The organism is Candidatus Hinthialibacter antarcticus (assembly GCA_030765645.1).
GTDB lineage: Bacteria > Hinthialibacterota > Hinthialibacteria > Hinthialibacterales > Hinthialibacteraceae > Hinthialibacter > Hinthialibacter antarcticus.
The window spans coordinates 23,650-45,641 of sequence record JAVCCE010000008.1 but is presented as its reverse complement, the minus strand read 5'-3'; the positions used below and the strand labels follow the sequence as shown (position 1 = coordinate 45,641).

At 50.8% G+C, this 21,992-nt stretch carries 15 protein-coding genes; 10 read left to right on the top strand and 5 right to left on the bottom strand.

Going from position 1 to position 21,992, the window contains the following annotated elements; all coding sequences use genetic code 11:
- Positions 1–57: 57 nt before the first annotated feature.
- The 4 genes from P9L94_02395 to P9L94_02380 form a co-directional block, all read right to left on the bottom strand.
- Positions 58–3,684, bottom strand: coding sequence for a hypothetical protein (locus tag P9L94_02395; protein ID MDP8242903.1), 3,627 nt, complete (start codon positions 3,682–3,684; stop codon positions 58–60).
- A gap of 80 nt (positions 3,685–3,764) precedes the next feature.
- Positions 3,765–4,766, bottom strand: a complete 1,002-nt coding sequence (locus tag P9L94_02390) for an OB-fold nucleic acid binding domain-containing protein (protein ID MDP8242902.1) — start codon at positions 4,764–4,766, stop codon at positions 3,765–3,767.
- A gap of 85 nt (positions 4,767–4,851) precedes the next feature.
- Entirely contained in the window at positions 4,852–5,733 is an 882-nt protein-coding gene (locus P9L94_02385) for a hypothetical protein (protein ID MDP8242901.1), read from the bottom strand.
- A complete protein-coding gene (locus P9L94_02380; GenBank protein ID MDP8242900.1) occupies positions 5,730–6,047 on the bottom strand; it encodes a DUF2089 family protein in 318 nt (105 codons plus the stop codon). The genes P9L94_02385 and P9L94_02380 overlap by 4 nt, the downstream gene beginning before the upstream one ends.
- 699 nt (positions 6,048–6,746) lie before the next feature.
- Here P9L94_02380 and clpB point away from each other — a divergent pair.
- The 10 genes from clpB (at position 6,747) to P9L94_02330 (ending at position 21,685) form a co-directional block, all read left to right on the top strand.
- Positions 6,747–9,395 carry an ATP-dependent chaperone ClpB gene (gene clpB, locus P9L94_02375; GenBank protein MDP8242899.1) on the top strand — a complete coding sequence of 883 codons (2,649 nt, stop codon included), beginning with the start codon at positions 6,747–6,749 and terminating at the stop codon, positions 9,393–9,395.
- Between the two features lie 30 nt (positions 9,396–9,425).
- A complete protein-coding gene (locus P9L94_02370) occupies positions 9,426–10,541 on the top strand; it encodes a sugar phosphate nucleotidyltransferase (protein MDP8242898.1) in 1,116 nt (371 codons plus the stop codon).
- A 256-nt stretch (positions 10,542–10,797) separates the two neighbouring features.
- The gene (locus P9L94_02365; protein ID MDP8242897.1) at positions 10,798–12,159 is read left to right on the top strand and encodes a phosphomannomutase CpsG; all 1,362 of its coding nucleotides are present in this window, start codon (positions 10,798–10,800) and stop codon (positions 12,157–12,159) included.
- A 182-nt stretch (positions 12,160–12,341) separates the two neighbouring features.
- Positions 12,342–13,448: a hypothetical protein gene (locus tag P9L94_02360; GenBank protein MDP8242896.1), complete on the top strand. Its 1,107-nt coding sequence runs from the start codon at positions 12,342–12,344 to the stop codon at positions 13,446–13,448.
- Positions 13,449–13,468: 20 nt separating this feature from the next.
- Positions 13,469–14,260: a hypothetical protein gene (locus P9L94_02355; GenBank protein ID MDP8242895.1), complete on the top strand. Its 792-nt coding sequence runs from the start codon at positions 13,469–13,471 to the stop codon at positions 14,258–14,260.
- A gap of 138 nt (positions 14,261–14,398) precedes the next feature.
- Positions 14,399–17,242: an isoleucine--tRNA ligase gene (ileS, locus tag P9L94_02350; protein ID MDP8242894.1), complete on the top strand. Its 2,844-nt coding sequence runs from the start codon at positions 14,399–14,401 to the stop codon at positions 17,240–17,242.
- Between the two features lie 33 nt (positions 17,243–17,275).
- The gene (gene lspA, locus P9L94_02345) at positions 17,276–17,875 is read left to right on the top strand and encodes a signal peptidase II (GenBank protein ID MDP8242893.1); all 600 of its coding nucleotides are present in this window, start codon (positions 17,276–17,278) and stop codon (positions 17,873–17,875) included.
- Positions 17,860–18,687: a prolipoprotein diacylglyceryl transferase gene (gene lgt, locus P9L94_02340; GenBank protein MDP8242892.1), complete on the top strand. Its 828-nt coding sequence runs from the start codon at positions 17,860–17,862 to the stop codon at positions 18,685–18,687. The genes lspA and lgt overlap by 16 nt, the downstream gene beginning before the upstream one ends.
- Before the next feature lie 37 nt (positions 18,688–18,724).
- Positions 18,725–20,041: a UDP-glucose/GDP-mannose dehydrogenase family protein gene (locus P9L94_02335; GenBank protein MDP8242891.1), complete on the top strand. Its 1,317-nt coding sequence runs from the start codon at positions 18,725–18,727 to the stop codon at positions 20,039–20,041.
- Between the two features lie 9 nt (positions 20,042–20,050).
- Positions 20,051–21,685: a glycosyltransferase family 39 protein gene (locus P9L94_02330; GenBank protein ID MDP8242890.1), complete on the top strand. Its 1,635-nt coding sequence runs from the start codon at positions 20,051–20,053 to the stop codon at positions 21,683–21,685.
- Here the strand turns inward: P9L94_02330 and P9L94_02325 are convergent.
- A complete protein-coding gene (locus P9L94_02325; GenBank protein MDP8242889.1) occupies positions 21,671–21,970 on the bottom strand; it encodes a hypothetical protein in 300 nt (99 codons plus the stop codon). The genes P9L94_02330 and P9L94_02325 overlap by 15 nt on opposite strands.
- Between the last annotated feature and the right edge of the window lie 22 nt (positions 21,971–21,992).

Below are 21,992 nucleotides of genomic sequence, written 5' to 3'. Positions count from 1 at the left end.
CCGGGCGCGAAGCCCAGCCTGTTATATCATATTTCGACAATATTGCAAAAGGCGCGCTTAACCGGGCAGCGCTTCTTCAGACAACCGGATGTAATGCTTCTTGATCGCCTCGCGATACTGCGGCGGGATATTGTCAAGCGGCGGTTGCTCCAGGCTTCGGCGTATTGAATCTTTCCAATCGGTTTTTACTTCGCCTTCCGGCGATTCAGTTTCGACCGCATCAGGCGTTTCTTCGCGGCGCTCGCGTCCGTATTCGTCTTCTTCCTGCATGGTGCCCGCTTCGAGCATCCGCGTCATGATGCGTTGTTGGCGTTCATCGACTTCGTCGCCGCTCTCGCCGGCTTCCAGCAGTTTTTCGACCTCGCGCATCTCGTCATAGATGCCCTGCAGCCGGTTTTTCAATTGGCGGGCGTGGCGGTTTTGCTGCATCATTTTTTCGATCTCTTTGCGAATACGCGATTGTTGCTGCGCCATGCGCTTGAGTTGTTCGGCCATCTTTTCGCCTTGTTCGCCTTGTTGCTTCAGCTGTTGCATCATCTGGTTGAGGCTTTGCTGTTGCTGCATCATCTGTTGCATCTGCTGTTGGAAATCCTGCATACTGCTTTGTTGCTGCTGCATTTGCTGCATCATGTCCTGATTGTCTTGCATCATCTGACGCAACGCCTGATTGAGCGCAATCAACGACTGGCGGGCTTCATGCAGCCCCAGCCATTTGACGCCCTGCCCTACCTCCACGGCTTCATAGAGGCGTTGTTCGCTCTGTTGCAGCAATTGGCCCGAACGTCGATTGAGATACGGGTTCTGCGCTGCGACGCCTTTCCATACGGTGCGTACGCGCTTGATTTCGCGTAAGTAGGCGTTCGCGATTCGCAACGCAGCCAAGGCCTCGCTCTGCCCCATGACGGACTCGGTCAGGCCTTCCATCTCATCCGAAAGAAACAATCCGCGATCAACCAGGCGCTTAATCTGGTTGGAATCTTCTTCCATATTTTGCATGCCCATATTGGCCATTTGGTCGTTCATTTGCTCTGACATTTGTTGCAGAGATTCCAGCGCTTTTTTCTGGTTCTGCTGCGCCATTTGCGGCTGGCCCGACTGTAATTGCTGGGCGGCTTTTTTCATTTGCTGCATGGTTTTATTTTCTTGCAGCTGCTCCAGCATTTGTTCCATCTTTTGAGCGAGCATGGGGTTGCTTTCGCTCATCTCTTCCTTCATCTTCTCCATCTGTTCCATCATCGCTTCAGCGTCTTCTTGCAAGCGCTCTTGACGCTGCGCCAACAGGTTTTCTTTCGCGCTTAGTTCTTCTTTTTTCTTATTGATTTCCTCTTGCAGGCGTTGCTGTTCTTCTGAGGCGGCGTCGCCTTGCTCGCCCTCCGATTGCTCGGAAGATTCGCTATTCTCGCCCGACGGGGTTTGCTCGCCTTGGTTCTGTTCACCCGATTGCGAATTCTCTGCTTGCGAATTTTCGCCTTGTTGTTCTTGCTCTTGCGCCAATTGCTGCGCTTGTTCTTCCATCTCCTGGATTTCTGATTCGAGACTCGAAACGTCCTGCTGTAATTGCTCCGTTTCGCGCATCAGATGGTCTTGGCGCTGGGCCAGTTCCTCCGCCGTTTGACGAAGGCCTTCTAACTGACGGAACTGAAAGGTCGATTCGAGCATCGACAGCGTCCGGTCGAGCTGCTCTTCAAAATTCTGGACGCTGAAATCGAGTTCCTGCATCTGCTCAGCATCCATATTTTGCGAAAGTTGTTCGATAGCCGATTCCATTTGCTCCATCAGTTGCTGGCTTTCCTGGTCGACCATCTCCTTCATCAATTCTTGAACGCGGCTCAGTTTTTCTAAGGTATCCGGCGTAAAGCCCTGCTCTTCTTTTTCCTCAGAACTGAGCTCTTCGTTAGCTGACTCTTGATACTGTTCGAGTTCTTCTTCAATGCGTTTGGCTTCTTCGATTAGTTCTTCCTGGCGGTCTTTGATGGTTTCGAGTTCTTGTTTTTCCATCCAGAATTGTTCTTCGCCCTGCTCCTCCTGCCCCTGCATTTCAGACTTTTCCGCAATGCGCTCCAAGGTATCGTCTAGATTGTTGCGGATATCGCGTTGTTCAGCGAGAATCTCATTCAAATCTTCAATGTGGGTATCTTCTTCCTGGTTCAGTTCATCCACCAAATCCAATAACGAGGGATACCGCACCGTATGTGTTTTTGAACGCGCCGCCTTCGGACCATGAAACGGGTCTTCGTCGAACGCTTCAAGATAGAACGTCAATTCATCGCCGGGATACATTTCAAACGGCGCGATGTTCCATTCAAAATTCACATAAAAATCTTTACCGCTGTTTATGTCCGCCGCTTGTTCTTCGGTGTATTTCCACACCAGTTCAGACTTGTTGGTCGATTCGTCATAGTTCAGTTGCGAATGCAGCAGCATAATACGGGCGCCGTAATCATCTTGAATATGGGCCGAAACGCCAATCGCCATCCCGCCGGGGATGTCTATATTCTCCGGCGGCGCCATGATCTCAACCTGCGGCGTCGCGTCTTCAACCATTTCAATTTGAATTGACTGCGACTGGCCGATCATGCCGTTTTCATCTTGCATCGAGACGGTAAATTCACTGTTCTGATGAATCTGTTCGATCTCAATCGCAAACTCGCCGCCGCCTAGCGTCAATGGATATGGATTACCCAACCACTGCGCCGTCGCAGCGGTCAAACTGGCGCTGGCAATGCCCGCAAACGTCACATGGCTGCCACGCGGCGCCGAGAACGCCCGCCAATGGTTGATGGTCTCTTGCGGCAAGTTGGTATAGGCTGGCGGCTGAATGACAATGCGCCCCTTCGCCAATGCAGGCGGATCGAGCGGCGTCGCCGTCCCCCGGTTGGACAATGCATCGCCCAGCGAAATGTAGTAGACCATTTCACGATTGAGGCTGGGCAACGAAAACTCGGCCCGCCCGTCTTGCGGCGCGACGCTTACGCTCTCCCAGCCGGATCGAAATTCCCGATGCAGCGTCGCGAATTGCCCTTTCGGGTCTCCCTGAATGGTCGCCGACAACGTGAGCGGATCGCCGCGTTTTACCGTCACCTGGGTTGGAACTTGCAACGATAGACTGTCGTCCGGCGCATCATACACGACCAGCGCCTGCGCGATGCGGCGCGACTCCGCTTGCAACGCGTCTCCTTTGACCAGCCACATCAATCCCGATGAAATAACCACCGCCGCGAGCAACGCCAGCGGCAACCGCAGCGGAGTAGGCGCGCTGTGTTGGGCTATTGCCTGCAATCGCTCAATCAATATTTCGTCTTCAGCGTGAATCAGTTCTTGCGAATAGCCCAAGCGTTGGATTTCATCCGGTTGACGTTCGCTATACACAACCAAGTCGGTGCGGTGCGCGACATCCTGGTGGTGCGATTCCCATTGATGAAAAAATCGGCGCGCAAACACTCCGTCCGCCAACCAGTCGTATATATATCGCCCAATGACGGCAGCGCCGCCCAATAACAAGACCGTAAAGAGCACGTTTAGGCTGAATTGTTCTAAGCGTAGCGCCATACCCGTGAACAACATGCCCTGAGCGCCCAGCATCAAACAGAGAAGGCATAGCGAAAGCAAGCCGATCAGGCGGCGGCGCTGGTAGCGCCAATACAACTGGCTGAGCAATTGAGAACTGCGTAATTTATTTGACATGAACAACGATTATCCTTGATTATCCTTTTGACTCATTGTACTCATAAACGGGCGCTTTCAAGCACGGTCACGCCACCCCGTTAGGATGCCGCTTCTTCATCATCCGGCGCCTGAGGCTCTCCACGGTATAAATAACGTCCAATCAAGTTTACATACCCGGTCCAAGGTTTGCTCTCGTTGCCGACTTTGTCCATTTCCCGTTGAAACGCAGCAATTTGCGCGTCCATATTTTCAACATGATGCAGCAGGCAGGCTTCCAAGGTCATTGGCAAAACGGGAGAACGCTCCGTTTCGCCGTGGTGAGATAGGATAATGTGCAACAAAAGGCGGCGTTTTTCTTCGGGGAACGCTTCCAGCCGTTCAATCAACTGCTCAGCCAGTTTTGTGCTCATATAGACGTGCGTCAGCAAACGCCCTTGGGTGCTATAGTCGATGCGAAAATCATATTCAAACTCATCCATCTTGCCTGAATCATGAAACACCGCGCCCGTTATCAACAAATCGCGATTGATATTTGGGTAATTGTCCGCCGCCGCCCGACACATCCGAATCACGGAAAGCGTGTGTTCCAGCAAGCCGTGAATGTAGGGGTGATGCCATAACTTTGCGCCGGGGGCAGTTGAGAATTTTTTCCAAACGGCCTCATCGTTTCGAAACGATTCCAACAACTCGCGAAAATCCGTATCCTGGATTTCTTCAATACGCTGGTCAAATTCAGCGGTCATTTCGTCCAGTTCATACGGCGACTTCGGCAAAAAATCGCCAGGGTCAACTTCTGAAAGGTCTTGCAGCGCTTCGATGCGGTCTAAGGTGATTTGTAATTCACCCTGATAACTATTGACCTTGCCCTCGATATGGACAATCTGCCCTTCTTCGAGGCGCTCGTTGACGCTGTCGGCATTGTTCCATAAAACCGCGTTGACTTTACCAGTGCGGTCGCCGAGCCGAACTTGTAAAAATTTGCCCTTATCGTACTCCCGCAGATTGAGGCGATGTACGACAAAGGCCGACTCGACCAAATCTCCGACGTTGAGTTCATCAACGTACGCCTTTTGCGGCGCGTCGTCAAACAATGAATCCATGTGCGTTTCCCCTAGCCTTTACAATGATTGATAGCAGTGTAGACGCACACGCGAGCCAACGCAAAAGGCCTCCGGTCTCTTTTATTTACCCGATATCCTTGGCTTGCATTTTTCGCAGTTCGACCTCCTGATAGCGCCTCAGCATGATTGGTATAAATACAACCGAGAGAACGATTCCGAGTCCAGCGGCAATGTAATATTGATTGATTATTGAGACAGAGATTCCTGTACTCATCTGCAATTGAACCGCGAGGATAAATATGGCGACGCTGAACAATCCCATACTGGCAATCAGCGTTAGCACCAGTTTTTTAAAACGTCCCTTAGGAACCATGATCCCGCCGAGGATCCCGATGGCCGCCCCCCAGCATCCATAGATGATTCCCAGCAATCGCGGCATAACCGATTGATAGAAATACAGCGAAGACCGCAGGGAGTTGTCCGCCTTCTTCAGCTCAATATTTCGAATATAAACAAAACCCGGTTCTTCAAAACGAAGCCCAACTGTTATGCGAGTGGGCCGTTGCCCCGCTTTCAGAAAAAACGGCGTCTGTTGCATTTCCCACGTTGTTGCTCCACTTAAAGATTGTGAAACGCCCCGGGAAAAATAGGTTTTTCCATCGGGAAACGTGCAGAGCATTTCGAGATAGGCCTTCAAATCAATCTTGTCGCTTTTGATTTCGGCTGAGTAAATGATGGTTTCCGCCTCAAAACCTGGGTCTTCATATATGAATAGAGGTACAGATATGGCGCCTTTATTATATTTGTTATTAACCAAGATTCCTTGATCGTTATAGAACACATCTATGAAATCTGTGTAAGACAGATCATGCCCCACAATGCGTTCCGAGGTGAATTTGCCCATTTCTTTTGGGAGAATTTGTTGCGGCTCTACACCAAAACAATCAGCAATAGCCCACGTTGCGAAAATTAGAAAAACTTGAATCCATTTTTTATATGTTTTCATGACTGTTCCTCCATGGATTTTACACTTTCGCGATGGACTTTGAGCAGTTGTTTCGCCGTGGATGCGCCCAGCGAACCCTCAGCCACCTTAATTTGAATGAGGCGATGGAACTCGTCTTCAAGCCCGCTCTGTTCTGCAACTTTCACTTTTTCGATGAGCCGGTCGAGCCGCGTCCTTACGGTTGGGTAAGAAATGCCGTACTCACTCGCCAGCGCTTTCAAAGACCCGGACGCCAGGATGAAGCGCTTCAGAAACTGCAGGTCTTCATCATTGAGCGCCCTAAGCCAAGATGGTTGTTCGTTTTGGAGATTCATAAGCCCTCCTGAATTCAACAAAGTTAAAAACAATATTAATATAATTGAACCGAGTTGTCAATATAATTAAACATAATTTTAACTTTATTCATATTTTTATTGAAGGTGAAAATAAGGAAAGGCGAATTCAGAAGAAAGACAGAGGTAGGATATTACACATAAATCACATGTTTTGAGTTACATACGGAGTTTTCCTTGAATTTTCAGTAAGACATACACGACTCCAGTCAGCATGGTTAAGCCAACGAGACGAAGCAGATTTATAAAATTCCGTGGATTATGCGCCATTCGTTTTTTCTCCAGAGATAATCATAAACCAATTTTGCACAATCCTGTAGTTGACTATAGTTAGTCGATAACATTAAGCCTGAAAAAACAGACTAAATCCAGTCGGATTAAATTCACCTAAGTCAAACTATTTTGACGAAAGAAAGTGGATATATCATTAACTTGACTTAGTGTAGTTTGATTAAAGAACACAAGATCAAGTTTAACTAAGTCGAGTCAATGATGCAACCGAATTGCGCCATAATGACACAGAATAGCACCTGCAAAAAAAGTAGACTCTAGTTAGTTCACAACGGCATAACATCCTAGAAAATTAAGATTTATAGAAAAAAATGCAATCATGGAACTTTTGTGCACGACATTTGCATTCATGGTAAAATAACCAACGCCGACTCAAGGAGGCGAATACGTATGGATATGAACCGTTTCACCCAAAAATCTCAAGAAGCCATCGCCGCCGCGCAACACATCGCGGTCGAAAATAATCATCTCGAAATCGACGTCGAGCATTTGATGTTGGCGTTGCTGCGTCAGCCGGAAGGGCTCGTTCCACGGCTGCTCAGCAAGATGGAGGTTCCGACGGGCGCAATCGAAAGCCAACTCGAAGACGAACTCAACCGCCGTCCCCGCGTCAGCGGCCCAGGCCGCGACAATGGGCAGAGTTATGCGTCCAGCCGCTTGAACCAGCTGATCGTCCAGGCTGAAGCCGAGGCCAAGCAACTGAAAGACGAATACATCAGCGTTGAGCACCTGGTTCTTGCGCTGCTATCGGGAAAGATCGCTGCACCCGCCGTGAAAATTTTTAAAGACGCCGGGCTTAGTCGCGATGCGTTTCTCAAGTCCCTGCTGTCGGTGCGCGGCAACCAGCGCGTCACCAGCGCTTCGCCCGAATCGACATACGACGCCTTGGAACGCTTTGGACGCGAGTTGGTCTCCGAAGCCTCGAAGGGAAAACTCGACCCCGTGATCGGGCGTGACGGCGAGATCCGCCGCGTCATTCGAATTCTGTCTCGTAAAACAAAGAACAACCCAGTCTTAATTGGCGAGCCGGGCGTAGGCAAGACCGCCATCGTCGAAGGCCTCGCCCATCGCATCGTACGGGGCGACGTACCGGAAGGTCTCAAAAACAAGCAAATCTTTTCGCTCGATATGGGATCGCTGGTTGCGGGCGCCAAGTATCGCGGCGAGTTTGAGGAACGCCTCAAAGCGGTGCTGACCGAGATCAAAAACAGCGACGGGCGCATCCTTCTCTTTATTGACGAACTGCACACCATCGTCGGCGCGGGTAAAACCGAAGGCTCTATGGACGCGGGCAACATGCTCAAACCCATGCTGGCGCGCGGCGAACTACATTGCATCGGCGCCACCACGCTAAACGAATACCGCCTGCATATCGAAAAAGACGCCGCGCTCGAACGCCGCTTTCAACCTGTACTGGTTGAGCAGCCCACGGTTGAAGACGCAATTTCGATCCTTCGCGGTTTGCGCGAGCGGTATGAAGTCCACCACGGCGTCAAGATTCAAGATAAATCGCTAGTCGCGGCGGCCGTGTTGTCGAACCGCTATATTTCTGACCGCTTTTTGCCGGACAAAGCCATCGACCTGATGGATGAAGCCTGCGCCAAAATTCGTACGGAAATCGACTCCATGCCGACGGAACTCGACGAGGTCACCCGCCGCGTCATGCAACTCGAAATCGAAGAACAGGCGCTCAGCAAAGAAAAAGACAGCGCCAGCAAGGAGCGCTTGATTGCGTTGCGGAAAGAACTGGCTGACCTGAAAGCGCGGGCGTCGAGTATGCGCGCCCAATGGGAAGCCGAAAAAGAAGGCATCCAATCCGTACGTCAACTTCGTGAGGAACTGGAGTCGATCAAGATCGAAATCGAGCAAGCCGAACGCGCGTACGATCTGTCAAAAGCAGCGGAGCTACGTCACGGGCGCTTGCCGCAATTGCAGAGTCAGATTGCTGAAAAAGAAGCCGCCTTGCTCAACAAACAAGGCGCGAACCAATTTTTGCGCGAAGAAGTCACCGAAGAGGAAATCGCCGAGATCGTCGCCCTCTGGACGGGGATTCCCGTATCAAAATTGATGGAAGGCGAACGCGAAAAATTGCTGCATCTTTCAGACGTGCTGCATGAGCGCGTCATCGGACAAGACGAGGCCGTCAGCGCCGTCGCAGACGCCGTGCTGCGCGCCCGCGCAGGCATCAAAGACCCGCGCCGCCCGATTGGTTCGTTTATTTTCCTGGGGCCGACCGGCGTCGGAAAGACGGAATTGGCCAAAGCGCTGGCGACTTCATTGTTTGATTCAGAAGACAACATCGTGCGCATCGACATGTCAGAATACATGGAGAAGCATAGCGTTTCACGCCTGATCGGAGCGCCTCCCGGCTATGTCGGGTTTGAAGAAGGCGGCCAATTGACCGAAGCAGTGCGCCGCAAGCCCTATTGCGTCATCCTGTTTGATGAATTTGAGAAAGCGCATCACGATGTGTTTAACATCCTGTTGCAGATTCTGGACGACGGGCGCCTGACCGACTCGCAAGGCCGCACCATCGACTTTAAGAATACGGTCATCATTATGACATCGAATATCGGCTCACATCATCTTTACGACACAACGGCGGCGGGCGATGAGGTTTCAAACGATGTGCGCCAAAAAGTCATGGATGAACTTCGCATCCATTGCCGCCCCGAATTTTTGAACCGCGTCGACGACATCGTCTTGTTCAAATCATTGAGCCTGGAAGAAATAGAGAAAATAGTTGACTTGATGCTGGACGAATTGCGCCATCGCTTACAGGAACGCCGACTGAGCATTGAAGTCAGCAACGCGGCGAAAGAACACATTGCGCTCAGCGGTTACGACCCGGTGTACGGTGCGCGTCCGTTGCGGCGTATGATTCAAAAGGAACTCGAAAACCGCCTGGCGCGTGAATTAATCGCAGGTGAAATTTTCGACGGCGCGCAAATTCACATTGACTTAGTCGACGGCGAGTTGAATGTTCAAATTGAAAATCCGGCGCCGCAGCCGTCGCCATCAGCAGAGGTTCACGTATAATTGGTTTGACTCACAACTGGGAGCGAACCGATGCAAGCGCCACTTGTTACCATCATAATGGCTGGCGGTTCCGGCGAGCGGTTTTGGCCGTTAAGTCGGCGCCGTCGGCCTAAGCAATTACTGCGTTTGGTGGATGACAGCGAAAGTATGTTAGAACGCTGCGTCCGGCAATGGCTACCGCTGTCTGGGCCCGAACACCTGTTTATCGCGACGAACGAATCGCTTGCAGAACCCATCCAGGCGCAACTTCCTGACTTTCCGACAGCCAACATTCTTTCAGAACCCACGCCGCGCAATACCGCTGGCTGCCTTGCGTTCGCCGCCGCGCACCTGCTCGCCCGCTGGGGCGATGAAGCGCTGAAACACCGCATCGCCATCATTAGCGCAGACATTTATATTGGCGACGATGACGCCTTACACCAAACCGTTCACACCGCGCTGCAAGCGGCAGTCGAACATGACGCAATCGCGGTACTGGGCATTGAGCCGGTTCGTGCCGAAACCGGGTTCGGTTACATCGAAATCAGCGACCGCGAACAGCCAGACGCCGTGATCGACGACATGCCTGTGTATTCGGTGCATTCATTCCGTGAAAAACCCGATCACAACACAGCAGTTGAATACATCCAATCCAATCGCTTTCTCTGGAACAGCGGCCTCTTTTTTTGGAAACTATCGACATTCATTGAGGAACTCGAAAACGTCGCGCCTGCCTACGCCCGCGCTATTGAAGAAATGCGGGACGCCTTGCAACAAACGCCGCCAGACGCGAAGGCGCTTAACGAAGCCTTTGAACGCATGCCCTCTCAATCTATTGATAAAGCATTACTGGAACATGCGCAGAGCGTTTATATGGTTCCTGCGAAGTTCTCCTGGAACGACATCGGTACCTGGTCATCCCTGGCGCAAGCCTTGGGCGTCGAGGAAGAAGGACTCAACAGCGGCGATCCGGTTTTGATTGATTGCAAGAACGTGACCGTCATCAATCAAGCGGGCGCCGAGCAAATGGCGGTTGGCGTCGTCGGGCTTGAGAACGTCATTGTGGTTGCAACCGAAGACGGCGTCCTGGTTTGCCGCAAAGACCGTGCACAGGACGTGCGCCGCGTGGTCGCAGAACTCAAACACCGCGACGCGCCGCAAGTGTAATTTTACGGACCATACTTAATAGTACGATTGCGTTTGGGGCGGGTATAACTCTCTTCGCTTCGGTGCGAGCTTTCAGGCCCTTTTGCACAGGCGCTCACAGAGTTGCACCCGCCCCAAGTTAAGCCGGTCTAAATTGATCGAAAGTGATTCTCACATGTATTCGGCTTGTATAAAAATTACGTGATAGAGATAAACCAAACTTCGCTCCGAAGGTATACTAACGAATACTATTTTGGGCTGATTGATGGAGAACTTCATGACGGACTATACGCCGCTTCCCTGCTTTAAAGCCTACGACGCGCGAGGCCGCGTTCCCGAAGAACTCAACCCCGATTTGGCTTACAACATTGGCCGCGCGACGGTGCAATTTCTTTCGGCGAAGAAGATCGTTGTCGGGCGCGACATCCGCTCTTCGGGAAATGAACTTTCGCAGGCATTGATACGCGGTCTAACGGAAGGCGGCGCCGATGTCGTTGATATTGGCTTGTGCGGGACGGAGATGGTCTACTTTGCGACTTCGCATCTTAACGCAGACGGCGGCATCATGATTACCGCCAGCCATAATCCGCCTGAATACAACGGCATGAAGTTCGTCCGCGAAGGGTCGCGCCCTATCAGCAGCGAAACCGGCCTGAAAGATATCGAGCGCCTCGCATCAATCGGCAAGTTTGAAGCCTCTTCGGAAACTGGAAGCATTGAGCAAATCGACGTTATGGCGCCATACATCGAACGCATTCTGAAAACGGTTGACATCAGCGTATTGAAGCCGCTTAGACTCGTCGTAAATGCGGGCAACGGATGCGCAGGGCCTGCGCTCGATCAGTTAGAAAAGCACTTACCCTTCGAGTTTATCAAAGTTCATCACAACCCAGATGAAACCTTCCCCAACGGCGTACCGAATCCCTTGCTGCCAGAAAATCGCGCATCAACGGCGGATGTGGTAATTCGTGAAAAAGCCGATGCGGGCATCGCCTGGGACGGTGACTTTGACCGTTGCTTCTTTTTTGATGAAAACGGCAACTTCATCGAAGGCTATTACATTGTCGGCTTTTTAGCGGAAGCCATGTTGCAGCGAGAGAAAGGCGCCAAGATCGTCTACGATCCGCGCCTGACCTGGAACACCATCGAAACGGTAAAACAGAACGGCGGCGAGGCGGTTCAATGCCGTTCCGGTCATGCGTTCATCAAAGAAAAAATGCGCGAAGTCAACGCCATCTATGGCGGTGAGATGTCGGCGCACCATTATTTCCGCGACTTTTTCTTTTGCGATAGTGGAATGGTCCCCTGGTTGTTAGTGGTTGAAATCATGTGCAAGACAGGCAAGTCGATCTCGCAATTAGTCAGCGAGCGCATTCAAGCGTTTCCATGTAGCGGAGAGATCAACCGCCGCATAGTAGACGCTGACGCAGCGATTCAACGCGTCGACGATAAATTCCGTGAGCAAAGCATCCATATCGACATGACTGACGGCATCAGCTTTGAGTTTGAGCAATGGCGGTTTAATTTACGCAAATCAAACACTGAGCCGATTCTTCGGCTTAATGTTGAAACCCGCAGTGACTCAAACTTACTTGAAGAAAAAACCAACGAATTACTGGCGTTGATTGATATCAAGTAAAAGACTTGTTTTCATAGCCTTAACCCTAGTGAAAGCGCCGGATTGATTTTTTTCTTGAAAAAGGATTGATTTTTTCATTGAAATCAGAGAAAATACCGTATAGTTATAAATGTTGTAATTTATTTATTCATTATCTGTCTTTTTTGCCACAAATTTTAACCATGGAAGCCTGAGGAGTAATTATGTCTACTCAGGCGCAAGGATGTGTTGCGAAGGTTTCATTCCACGAATTATTTGGGGATGAGAACGAGCATGCGTCGCTGGAAAAACTCAACCAGTTTTTAACGAGCGTCGTTGACCTCAGTTCCGAGACGCATGGAGTGAGTTCTGCCGCCTTGGTGAAAATTGTCCACAACAATGAATTAATCTGGCTCACCCAAGAACAAGCTGACCGCTACCTACAAAACCACCGCTTTCACGGACAAGAAGCCTCCCTGCGAAAAGCGGTCGAAAAAGCGCTCAAAGGCGAATCGAAATTCATTAAGCAAGAGTTGCAAGTATTGATGACCATGGCTGAACTAACCATGGAGCAATGCCGCAAAGACCCCGACATTGATCAAATCGAAGTCCGGCGCCTGGTTCCGCAGTTGAAACGTTCTCAAGTTGAAATAGACAACGCGCTTAAAGATATTGAAGAATTAGAAGCCAACATTGCCGAAGTCAGAAATCAACAACCTCAGATCGTAAATTATGAAAAAAAAGTCGGCGAATTGTTAGAGCATAAATCCAACGGCCAGTGGGACTCAGCCAGAAAAATTGCATGTGAACTCGAAAAGAAAAAAAACCAGTATCTCCTCAGTTGCCGGGCTATTGAGCCAGACCTGAATTCAGTATCTTTCCGTCGTCTTGATTTGCAGAAGGTCAAAAAACGCTTGTTGAGCATCCACCGTTATTTGTGCGCACAAAAAGTAGACGGTCTTGAAATGGAGATCAACGAACTACGCAGCCGAATGAAATCTCTTCAAGGCCAGCCTGGCGACGTTCAATCAGCGCCGCCCCCTGAACACATCTCACAAGATATTGAGATGAAAAAAATATCCGAGTTGCTTGAGTTCGACCAAACGCTGCTCACTTCAATCTCGCGACAAGACCGCCTTTTAAAGAGCCAAGAGTCAAACACGCAATCGGTAATCACCGAGATCGCATGCAACGTACTCAAAAAACCCGAACTTGATATATCCGATCAATTGTCAGAACTCGCGGCGAAACAAAAAATGCTCGGCAGCCCACGCGTAAAGCCGAAAGCCCCCATTACGCGGATGGCGTTTCTTGCGCGCAAAAAAGCATAGTAAACATTTGAAAGATGAATATGGACAGTCAATCAACATCGCCTCAATCATTGGAGCCAGACAATTCGGCGTCAACCGAACGCAGCCGCTCAATTCGCGGCGCGAACTCCATCATTGAGCGCGTCAATCAGCAATTGAGCGATTGCGAATCAATTGTTCACGACCTCGAACACAACTTCGCCGTCACAGGACAAGACGTCTATTCCTTTCTATCAGAAATGGCCCAAGTCGCCTCAGCAGCAGAACAATCAGTCGAGCCTCTCATTGAACTCGAGACTGATATCCAGGTATTGAAGGATGAATTTCCGGGATACGACGACTTGCTTGAAATTGACGACCGCATCGCGTTGCATCATCAAAAAGGCGAACAAACAACCGCCGCCCAAATCGAGAAAAACCACGCGCAAGATTTAAAACTCTTTCGTCGGCGCCGCAATGAAATTGAAAAGCGCGTGTTCATTGCGCGTGAATACCGTTTGGCGTTTCTTACCCAACAGCGTCGATTGAGTATGCTTCAACACTCGCTTTCACGTCATCAACTCATCTCAAAAGCCAGCAACATACTCACCCTTTTGCAAAACGACCCTCAATTGCAAGAGTTATGCAAAGAACACCTGACCTGGATTCGCACCTGTATCGAACTCCCTCCCTACGTTTCTCAGGCGGTTCACGAAAAAGAATCAATCGAAGACCAAATTCTCCTTTTGGAAAACGATATTCAGACGCTGGAAAACGGCCTCCAACTCTATCGTCAAGAGAGCCTCCTCTTGTTGTCGAAAATCGAAACCTTAGTCCGTCCAGTCAAGACGTGAATGCGCTGCGCCTTGAATGGCGACGCGTTCAAAGTTACCTTTTGTGTTTAGCGTTACAACGGGCTTTCTGACCGATGCCATCACCAAAAACGCTCATTCCAAAACGATGCAATTGCAAGAACAACCACGGCGGAAACTATGGACTACCGTAATACACTCAATTTACCCAACACCTCATTTCCCATGCGGGCGAACCTCCCCCAGCGCGAGCCGGAACAAGTAAAATCCTGGGAAAAAGCCGACTTATATCACAGCGTTCGCAAGGCGCGCGATGGAAAAGAAACCTTCTATCTCCACGACGGGCCTCCCTACGCCAACGGCAATATCCACATGGGAACGGCGCTCAATAAAATTCTCAAAGACCTGGTCGTTAAATCAAAATTATTGTTGGGAATGAACGTCCATTTCCGTCCCGGTTGGGATTGTCACGGACTGCCCATTGAAAACGCCGTCGTGCAAAACCTGACCGATGAAGAACGCGAAACGCTGCCTGCGGAGGAAATTCGCCGCCGCTGCCGAAACTACGCGCTCAAGTTCGTCGACAAACACCGCAAGAGTTTCAAGCGCTTGGGCGTCATGGGCGAGTGGGAACGCCCCTACTTGACCTTAAAACCCGAATTTGAAGGCGAAGAACTTCGCCAATTTTCACACTTAGTTCGCAAAGGTTATGTCTATCAGGGTTTGAAGCCCGTCCATTGGTGCCCGGTGTTTAAGACGGCGCTCGCCGAAGCGGAACTGGAATACGAAGACCATACATCGCCGTCGGTATTCGTCCGCTTTCCTTTTACCCAAGAGTCAACCGCCGCTTTACGCGATACATGTTCGGCGCTCGGCGATAAATCTATCAACGCGGTCATTTGGACTACGACGCCCTGGACGCTGCCCGCAAACCGCGCCGTCTGTCTGCATCCGAATTTTCTATATACCTTTGTGGATTGCGGCGGCGAATACCTCTTGATCGCAAAAGATTTGGTTGAAACTTTTTTAGAGAAAACATCGCTGGAGTCTAAAGCCGAAGCAATCGGCGATTTCAAAGGCAGCGATCTCGAAGCGCTCGGCCTCAAGATGAAGCCGCCTTTCTCAGACGAACCCGTCCCCATGATCTGCGGGATGCACGTCACCTTAGAGCAAGGCACCGGCGCCGTCCACACCGCGCCCGGTCACGGTCACGAAGATTATATGATTGGCCTCGAATATAAACTTCAAGTGTTCTCTCCCGTCGATGACAGCGGTTGTTTCTCAGACGAATCGCCGATTCTTCAAGGCGTGTTTGTCGAAAAAGCCAATCCGCAGATCGTCGAAATGCTTCGCGAACGCAGTTTGTTGATTCATCACGAAGCCTATAAGCATTCGTACCCCTACTGTTGGCGCAGCAAGAAGCCCATCATTTTCCGGGCGACGCGACAATGGTTCGTCTCACTGGAAACCGATAACTTACGTCAACGCTTATTGGACGCAATTGATACGAAAGTTCAATGGATCCCGAATTGGGGGCTGTCGCGTATTCGCGGCATGGTCGAGAACCGCCAGGAATGGTGCATCTCGCGCCAACGCTCCTGGGGCTGCCCGATTCCGGCGTTCTATATTGGCGACTCGGATGAAGCCATCCTGGACGCCGATTTTATTGATGAAGTGTCTCAAATTGTCCAGACAGAAGGGACTGACTTCTGGTTCCGCGCAAAGAATTCCACCGACGAACTCAAGCGCATCAAACGCCTGCAAGAACTGCTACCGGAAGGCAAGACGCTCGACGACGTCAGACTCGAAACCGACATTTTAGATGTCTGGTTTGATTCAGGCGTATCCCACCATTCCGTCATGGCGCAAGAAGAAGGCGTCTTTCCCGTCGACTTATATCTCGAAGGCAGTGACCAGCATCGCGGCTGGTTCCAGTCGTCACTTGTGACCTCTATCGGCGCGGGCCACGAGCCGCCTTACAAGACCGTCTTAACTCACGGTTTCACGGTTGATGAAAACGGTCGCAAGTTATCGAAAAGTTTAGGCAATTATGTTGAACTCGACGCTCTCTTAAAAGAAACCGGCGCTGACATCATCCGCCTTTGGGTGGCATCGGAAGATTTTCGCAATGACGTATCATTCTCAAAAGAAATTTTGAAGCGGACCAATGAATCGTATCGCCGCCTTCGCAATACGGTCCGCTTTATTTTAGGCAACCTTGACGGCTACGATCCAGCCAGCGCGATTGCAGAAAATGAACGCCATGAGCTCGACCGCTGGGCGCTGCAACGCTGGCGCGAATGCAAAGCGCGAATTCTAGCGGCGTATCAAAAATATGATTTCCACCGCATTGTGTATGATTTGAATAACTTTTGCAGCATCGATCTAAGTTCGCAGTATTTGGATATCATCAAAGACCGCCTGTATGTCAGCGGAGACGCCAGCAAAGAACGTCTTTCCGCCCAAACCACGCTGGCGGAAATCATCGTTGAATTAACGCTTTGCACCGCTCCGATCTTGTCATTCACATGCGAAGAGACCTGGGGCTATTTAAAAGAATTAGGCTTAGTCAATGAAGAAAGCGTCTTCTTTGGCGAAGTAAAAAAGAGCGAAGCCGACAGCGACGCCGCCCGAATCGAACGCTGGAGCCGCATCTTTAAACTGCGCGCCGAAGCGGTGCGCGTCATCGAACACGCCCGAAAGAAAGACATCATCGGCCACTCGCTGGATTGCATGGTGCGGTTTGAGACCTCCGACGAGGAATGGAAGCAAGCCATTGAAGCCGCAGTCCAGGCGCAGGCAGGCGACGAGCTCGCATCGGTCCTTATTGTTTCCTGCGTCGAAACCGGCGCCGTGGAAGGGATGCCGATTGTTGAGCAGGCGGAGGAACTCCCCATTCGGATCGGCGTCGATAAAGCGCCGGGCCATAAATGCCCGCGTTGCTGGCACTATGACAAAATCGTTACCGAAGATGGAATCAACGTATGTGCGCGCTGTCAGGTCGTGCTGGACAAATCAAAATAATAGAAACGCCGAAACTGCGCGGTGAATGAGTTTATGACTGAAAGCCAACCAACAATGATGCAAAATCAAGACCGCCGCCGGGACCTGATCTGGGTGGCGGTTATTGCTGTGGTCATATTCGCCCTTGACCAAATCAGCAAATATTGGGCGGTGATGCGCCTCAAAAACGCGCGCCCTATCGTCATCATTGAAGACGTCTTTCAATTTGCTTACGGCGAAAACACCGGCATCGCATTCGGCATGTTTCAAAATCACGGCGGCTGGCTGCATGTGGTTACGCCGATTGCCTTCGCTGTATTAATTTATTTGATCTACAAACAATTCGCCGAATCAACCATGGACGTGATGTACCGCCTGGTGTTCGCCTTGCTCATTGGCGGCGCACTCGGAAACATCATCGACCGCATCCGCATGGGTTACGTCGTTGACTTCATCGACGTGTTCATCGGGACGTATAATTTCCCGACGTTTAACATCGCCGATTCGGCGTTGACTTGCGGACAGATTCTCTTAATTCTAAAAATTCTGTTCTGGGAAACGCACCCGCAAGATGATACCGAACCGAATGTAGCGGCTTGCCCTAAGCCTCAAGACGACGCATCTCCGTCAGGACCGCCATGTACCCCATCTTAATCGAACCCTTTGGATTTCCAATTACGACCTACGGCCTGATGGCGGCGGTCGCCTTTGTCACGTTCTGGTTTTGCGCCGTCTCACGCGGCAGGAAATTAGGATACGACTCTGATTTTTTACAGAACTTAATGACCATCATCGTCATCAGCGCGATGGTCGGCGCCCGGCTGCTTCACATCGCCGTCAATGTCCCCTACTACGTCGCCAACCCGTCACAAATACTCGCCCGTGAAGGTTACGTCTTCCTGGGCGGCTTCGTGGTCGCCGTCAGTATTTCGATCTGGTATATCCGCCGTCATAAACAAAGCGTCTTGGGCGTCGCCGATTTGTTTGCGCCCTTCTTACCGCTTGCTCACGCCATTGGTCGCGTTGGCTGTTTTCTGTTCGGCTGTTGCTGGGGCGCACAGTGCTCCGCCAATGTCGGCGTCCGCTTCCCACAAGAATCTCCCGCATGGTTTGACCAGGTCAACCGTGGATTGTTAAGCCCGGAGGCACTTCATTCGCTTCCGGTTCATGCGACGCAGTTGTATTCGGTCGGGGCGAACCTGACAATATGCGGCCTGCTTCTCTTGTTGCGTACGAAGCAAACATTCAAAGGCCAACTGGCGATGTCGTACCTCATTCTTTACAGCATCGCCCGCACTGTCATCGAACATTTCCGCGACGATCCGCGCGGCCTTGCGGCAGGACTTTCAACATCGCAATGGCTGGGCATTTTATTATTGGCAACGGGAACCATTGGCTATTGGGTGCTTAGCAAGAAACATATAGCGCCAGACATGCCAAAGCAGGAACCATCACCTTCAGCTTAGATTCATAAAATTACGATCTATTTTTGAGGAGCGCATCATGCAGATTGCAGTGATTGGTACAGGCTATGTTGGGCTTGTGGCGGGAGCATGTTTTGCCGAGTCAGGCAACGACGTAACCTGCGTTGACATCAACCAATCAAAAATCGACGAGTTGAACAACGGCGGAATCCCCATCTACGAACCCGGCCTTGAAGAGATCGTCAAACGAAACATCCGCGAAGAACGCCTATTTTTTACATCGAACTTGGCGGAAGCAGTGGAGCGCTCTCTCATCATTTTCATCGCTGTTGGAACGCCGCCGAGCGAAGACGGCTCTGCGGATCTGAAGCATGTCCTGTCCGCCGCGCGCGATATAGGCCGCGCCATGGAGCAGTTCAAAATCATCGTACTCAAATCGACGGTTCCGGTCGGCTCCGCCGCGAAAGTACGAAAAGCCATTCAAGACGTGCTGCAAGAACGCAAACAGTCAATCGAATTTGACGTCGTGTCAAACCCTGAGTTCCTCAAAGAAGGCGCAGCCATCACCGATTTCATGAAGCCTGACCGCGTCGTCATCGGCGCAGACAACGTACGCACTGCGGAAATCATGAAAGAACTCTACGCGCCGTTCTTGCGAACGGGCAAACCGATCCACATCATGGACAATCCGTCCGCTGAAATGACCAAGTACGTCTCGAATGCCTTACTCGCAACCAAAATTTCATTCATGAACGAAATGGCTTGCTTATGCGAGCAGATCGGCGCCGACATTGATTCCGTCCGCATGGCGGTCGGTTCGGATTCACGCATTGGCTACCAATTCTTGTTTCCCGGCCTGGGTTACGGCGGCAGTTGCTTCCCCAAGGATGTAAAAGCATTGGTCGCGATGGGCGGCCTAGCCAATACGCCGATGGAAATCATCAATGCGGTCGAGTCGGTCAATCAACGACAAAAGCAATCGCTGCTCAAAAAAATCACCGCCCATTTTGGCGATTCTCTCAAGGGAAGAACCATCGCGGTTTGGGGGTTGGCCTTCAAACCCAAAACGGACGACATGCGCGAAGCGCCCTCGGTCGTACTCATCGAAGGTCTATTGGAACGCGGCGCAAAAGTTGCTGTCTATGACCCCGTTGCGATGGACAACGCCAGAAGTTTCTTTGGCGACCGCGTCGAATACGGCAAAAAAATGTATGATTGTCTCGAAGGCGCTGATGCGCTGGCGCTGGCGACCGAGTGGGACGAATTTCGCCGCCCCAATTGGGACGTGATTCTAGAAAAGATGACGGGCCGCGCCTTGTTTGATGGACGAAACATTTATGATCCGTCGCGAATGCGCGACCAGGGCTTCACCTATTTCAGCATTGGCCGCCAATAGAATGACACGATGAATGACGAACGCCGAACACTCTGCCTGAAATGCTTCGCCCTGTGGATCGGGCTAGCGGCGCTCTATGCGTGTCTGCGCTCATTTACCTATTTTAGCGCGTTGGTTCATGACGACGGCTTGTTTCTTTATACCGGACAGGCATGGGCGGCGGGTGAGTTGCCCTACCGCGACTTCAGCGACCATAAGCCGCCTGGGCTGTTCTTCTTGTTGTCGCTTCCCTGCCGCTTGTTTCCCTTTTCGTTGTTTGCGGTCAAAACATTTTTGATACTATGGGCGGCGGCGGGCGCAACGCTCTTATATATTCTCTGCCGCCGGATCACGGGACGGCTCGCATCCTCAATCGCGCTGCTTCTCTACGTATTTTATACCAGCCAGTACACCACCATCCGAACAGGCGGGCTGACCGAAGAAGGCGCTCTGCCGTTTGTGATTTTGAGTTTTCTGTTCTTTCTTCAAACGCGCGATTGGCGTTGGACGCTCGCCTCCGGCGTCGCTCTGGGCGCTGCGGTCCAGTTCCGCCAGACGTTTGCGTTGACGGCATTGTTCCATTTTGTTTGGATCGCCCAACAGACGCTCACAAAAAAGCAAGACATAAAAACCTCCGCCACACAAACCCTCGCCCTCTGCGCGGGGATGCTGCTTCCCGAATGTTTCGTCTCATTCTATTTTTGGATAAACGGCGCATGGTGGGCTTACTTTGAAAATAGCTACCTCTTTAATTTTGTTTACGTCTCCGCCAGCCCACAGAATACTTGGCAACAGATATTCGCTCACCATTGGAACTTTCTACTCTCAACCGGCCCCTTTCTGCTGGCCCCAATATTCGCGATACTCCTGACGCCTTGGGCGAACCAATCTCTCCGCCGATTTCTCATCCCTTTGCTTGCTTGTTTTGCTGGAGACCTGCTCGCCGTCTCGCTGAGCGGTGAATACTACACCCATTACTATGTTCAAGCCGCCGTCAGTATTCATTTGCTATTCGTCTATTGCATTTCATCTCTCGCACAACGAATTCCAGATAATGCGAGCCAACGTAAGAAGGCCGCCTATTGGCCTATCGCAATTATTGTATGTTTATCCACATTGCTCTTGCTGACGTCCGGCGTTCAAACCTATATTCAGAATTACCGCTCAATCCTCAATGACTATCAAAACCCCAATCGCGCCTACGCCTTTCAACGCGGCGTCGCCAGTGCAGTCAATCAAATTACCGGGCCGGACGATACAATCTTATTAATCGGTCAAGCGCCGAATTCGGTGTATTTCTTGTCTAAGCGTTATGCGGGATCGCGGTATTTTCATTATTCGCCTTTATGGAAAGAAAAATTCAATGACGAAAAAAACGTCCGTTTCTTCCAGCAATTGATCTTTGACATTCAGCAGCGAAAACCCGCCGTAATAATTATGGATTTGACGGTAATGAATTCAGACGCGCCCGATGTTTGGCTGCAATCCTTTAGCCCGGAAACAGCGGTTGCCTTACGGGGCCTTTATACGCCGCTTGAAGATGCGTTTGCGGATGACATTCCTGAAGACGAGTGGTTTTGGTATGACATTAATGTGGTGTTTTGGATTCGCAACGAGAAACTTGATATCGTCGGTAATAAGTTAAAAGCATCATCTGCGCTTTAATTCACGCAGACGCTCTTCGACGCCGGACGCAGATGTGTTTTGCGGCGGCTGCGTCAACGGCCCTTTGGATTTTCCGCTGATGTAACACTGAAGCGATTTCTTTTTCACATACCAATCTTGCACGGCAATGGTGCGGTAATCGATCACACGGCAAACGACCTTCGGCACGAAAATATAATTGTCATCATTATTCAAGTCTAAGCCATGCCGATCGGTGAAGAAGCAAATATGAAAAAAATCTCCGGCTTCTTCCTCCATCACGCCGTTCAATAAAAGTTCAGACATCGCCGCCTCTGAATTCTATCAA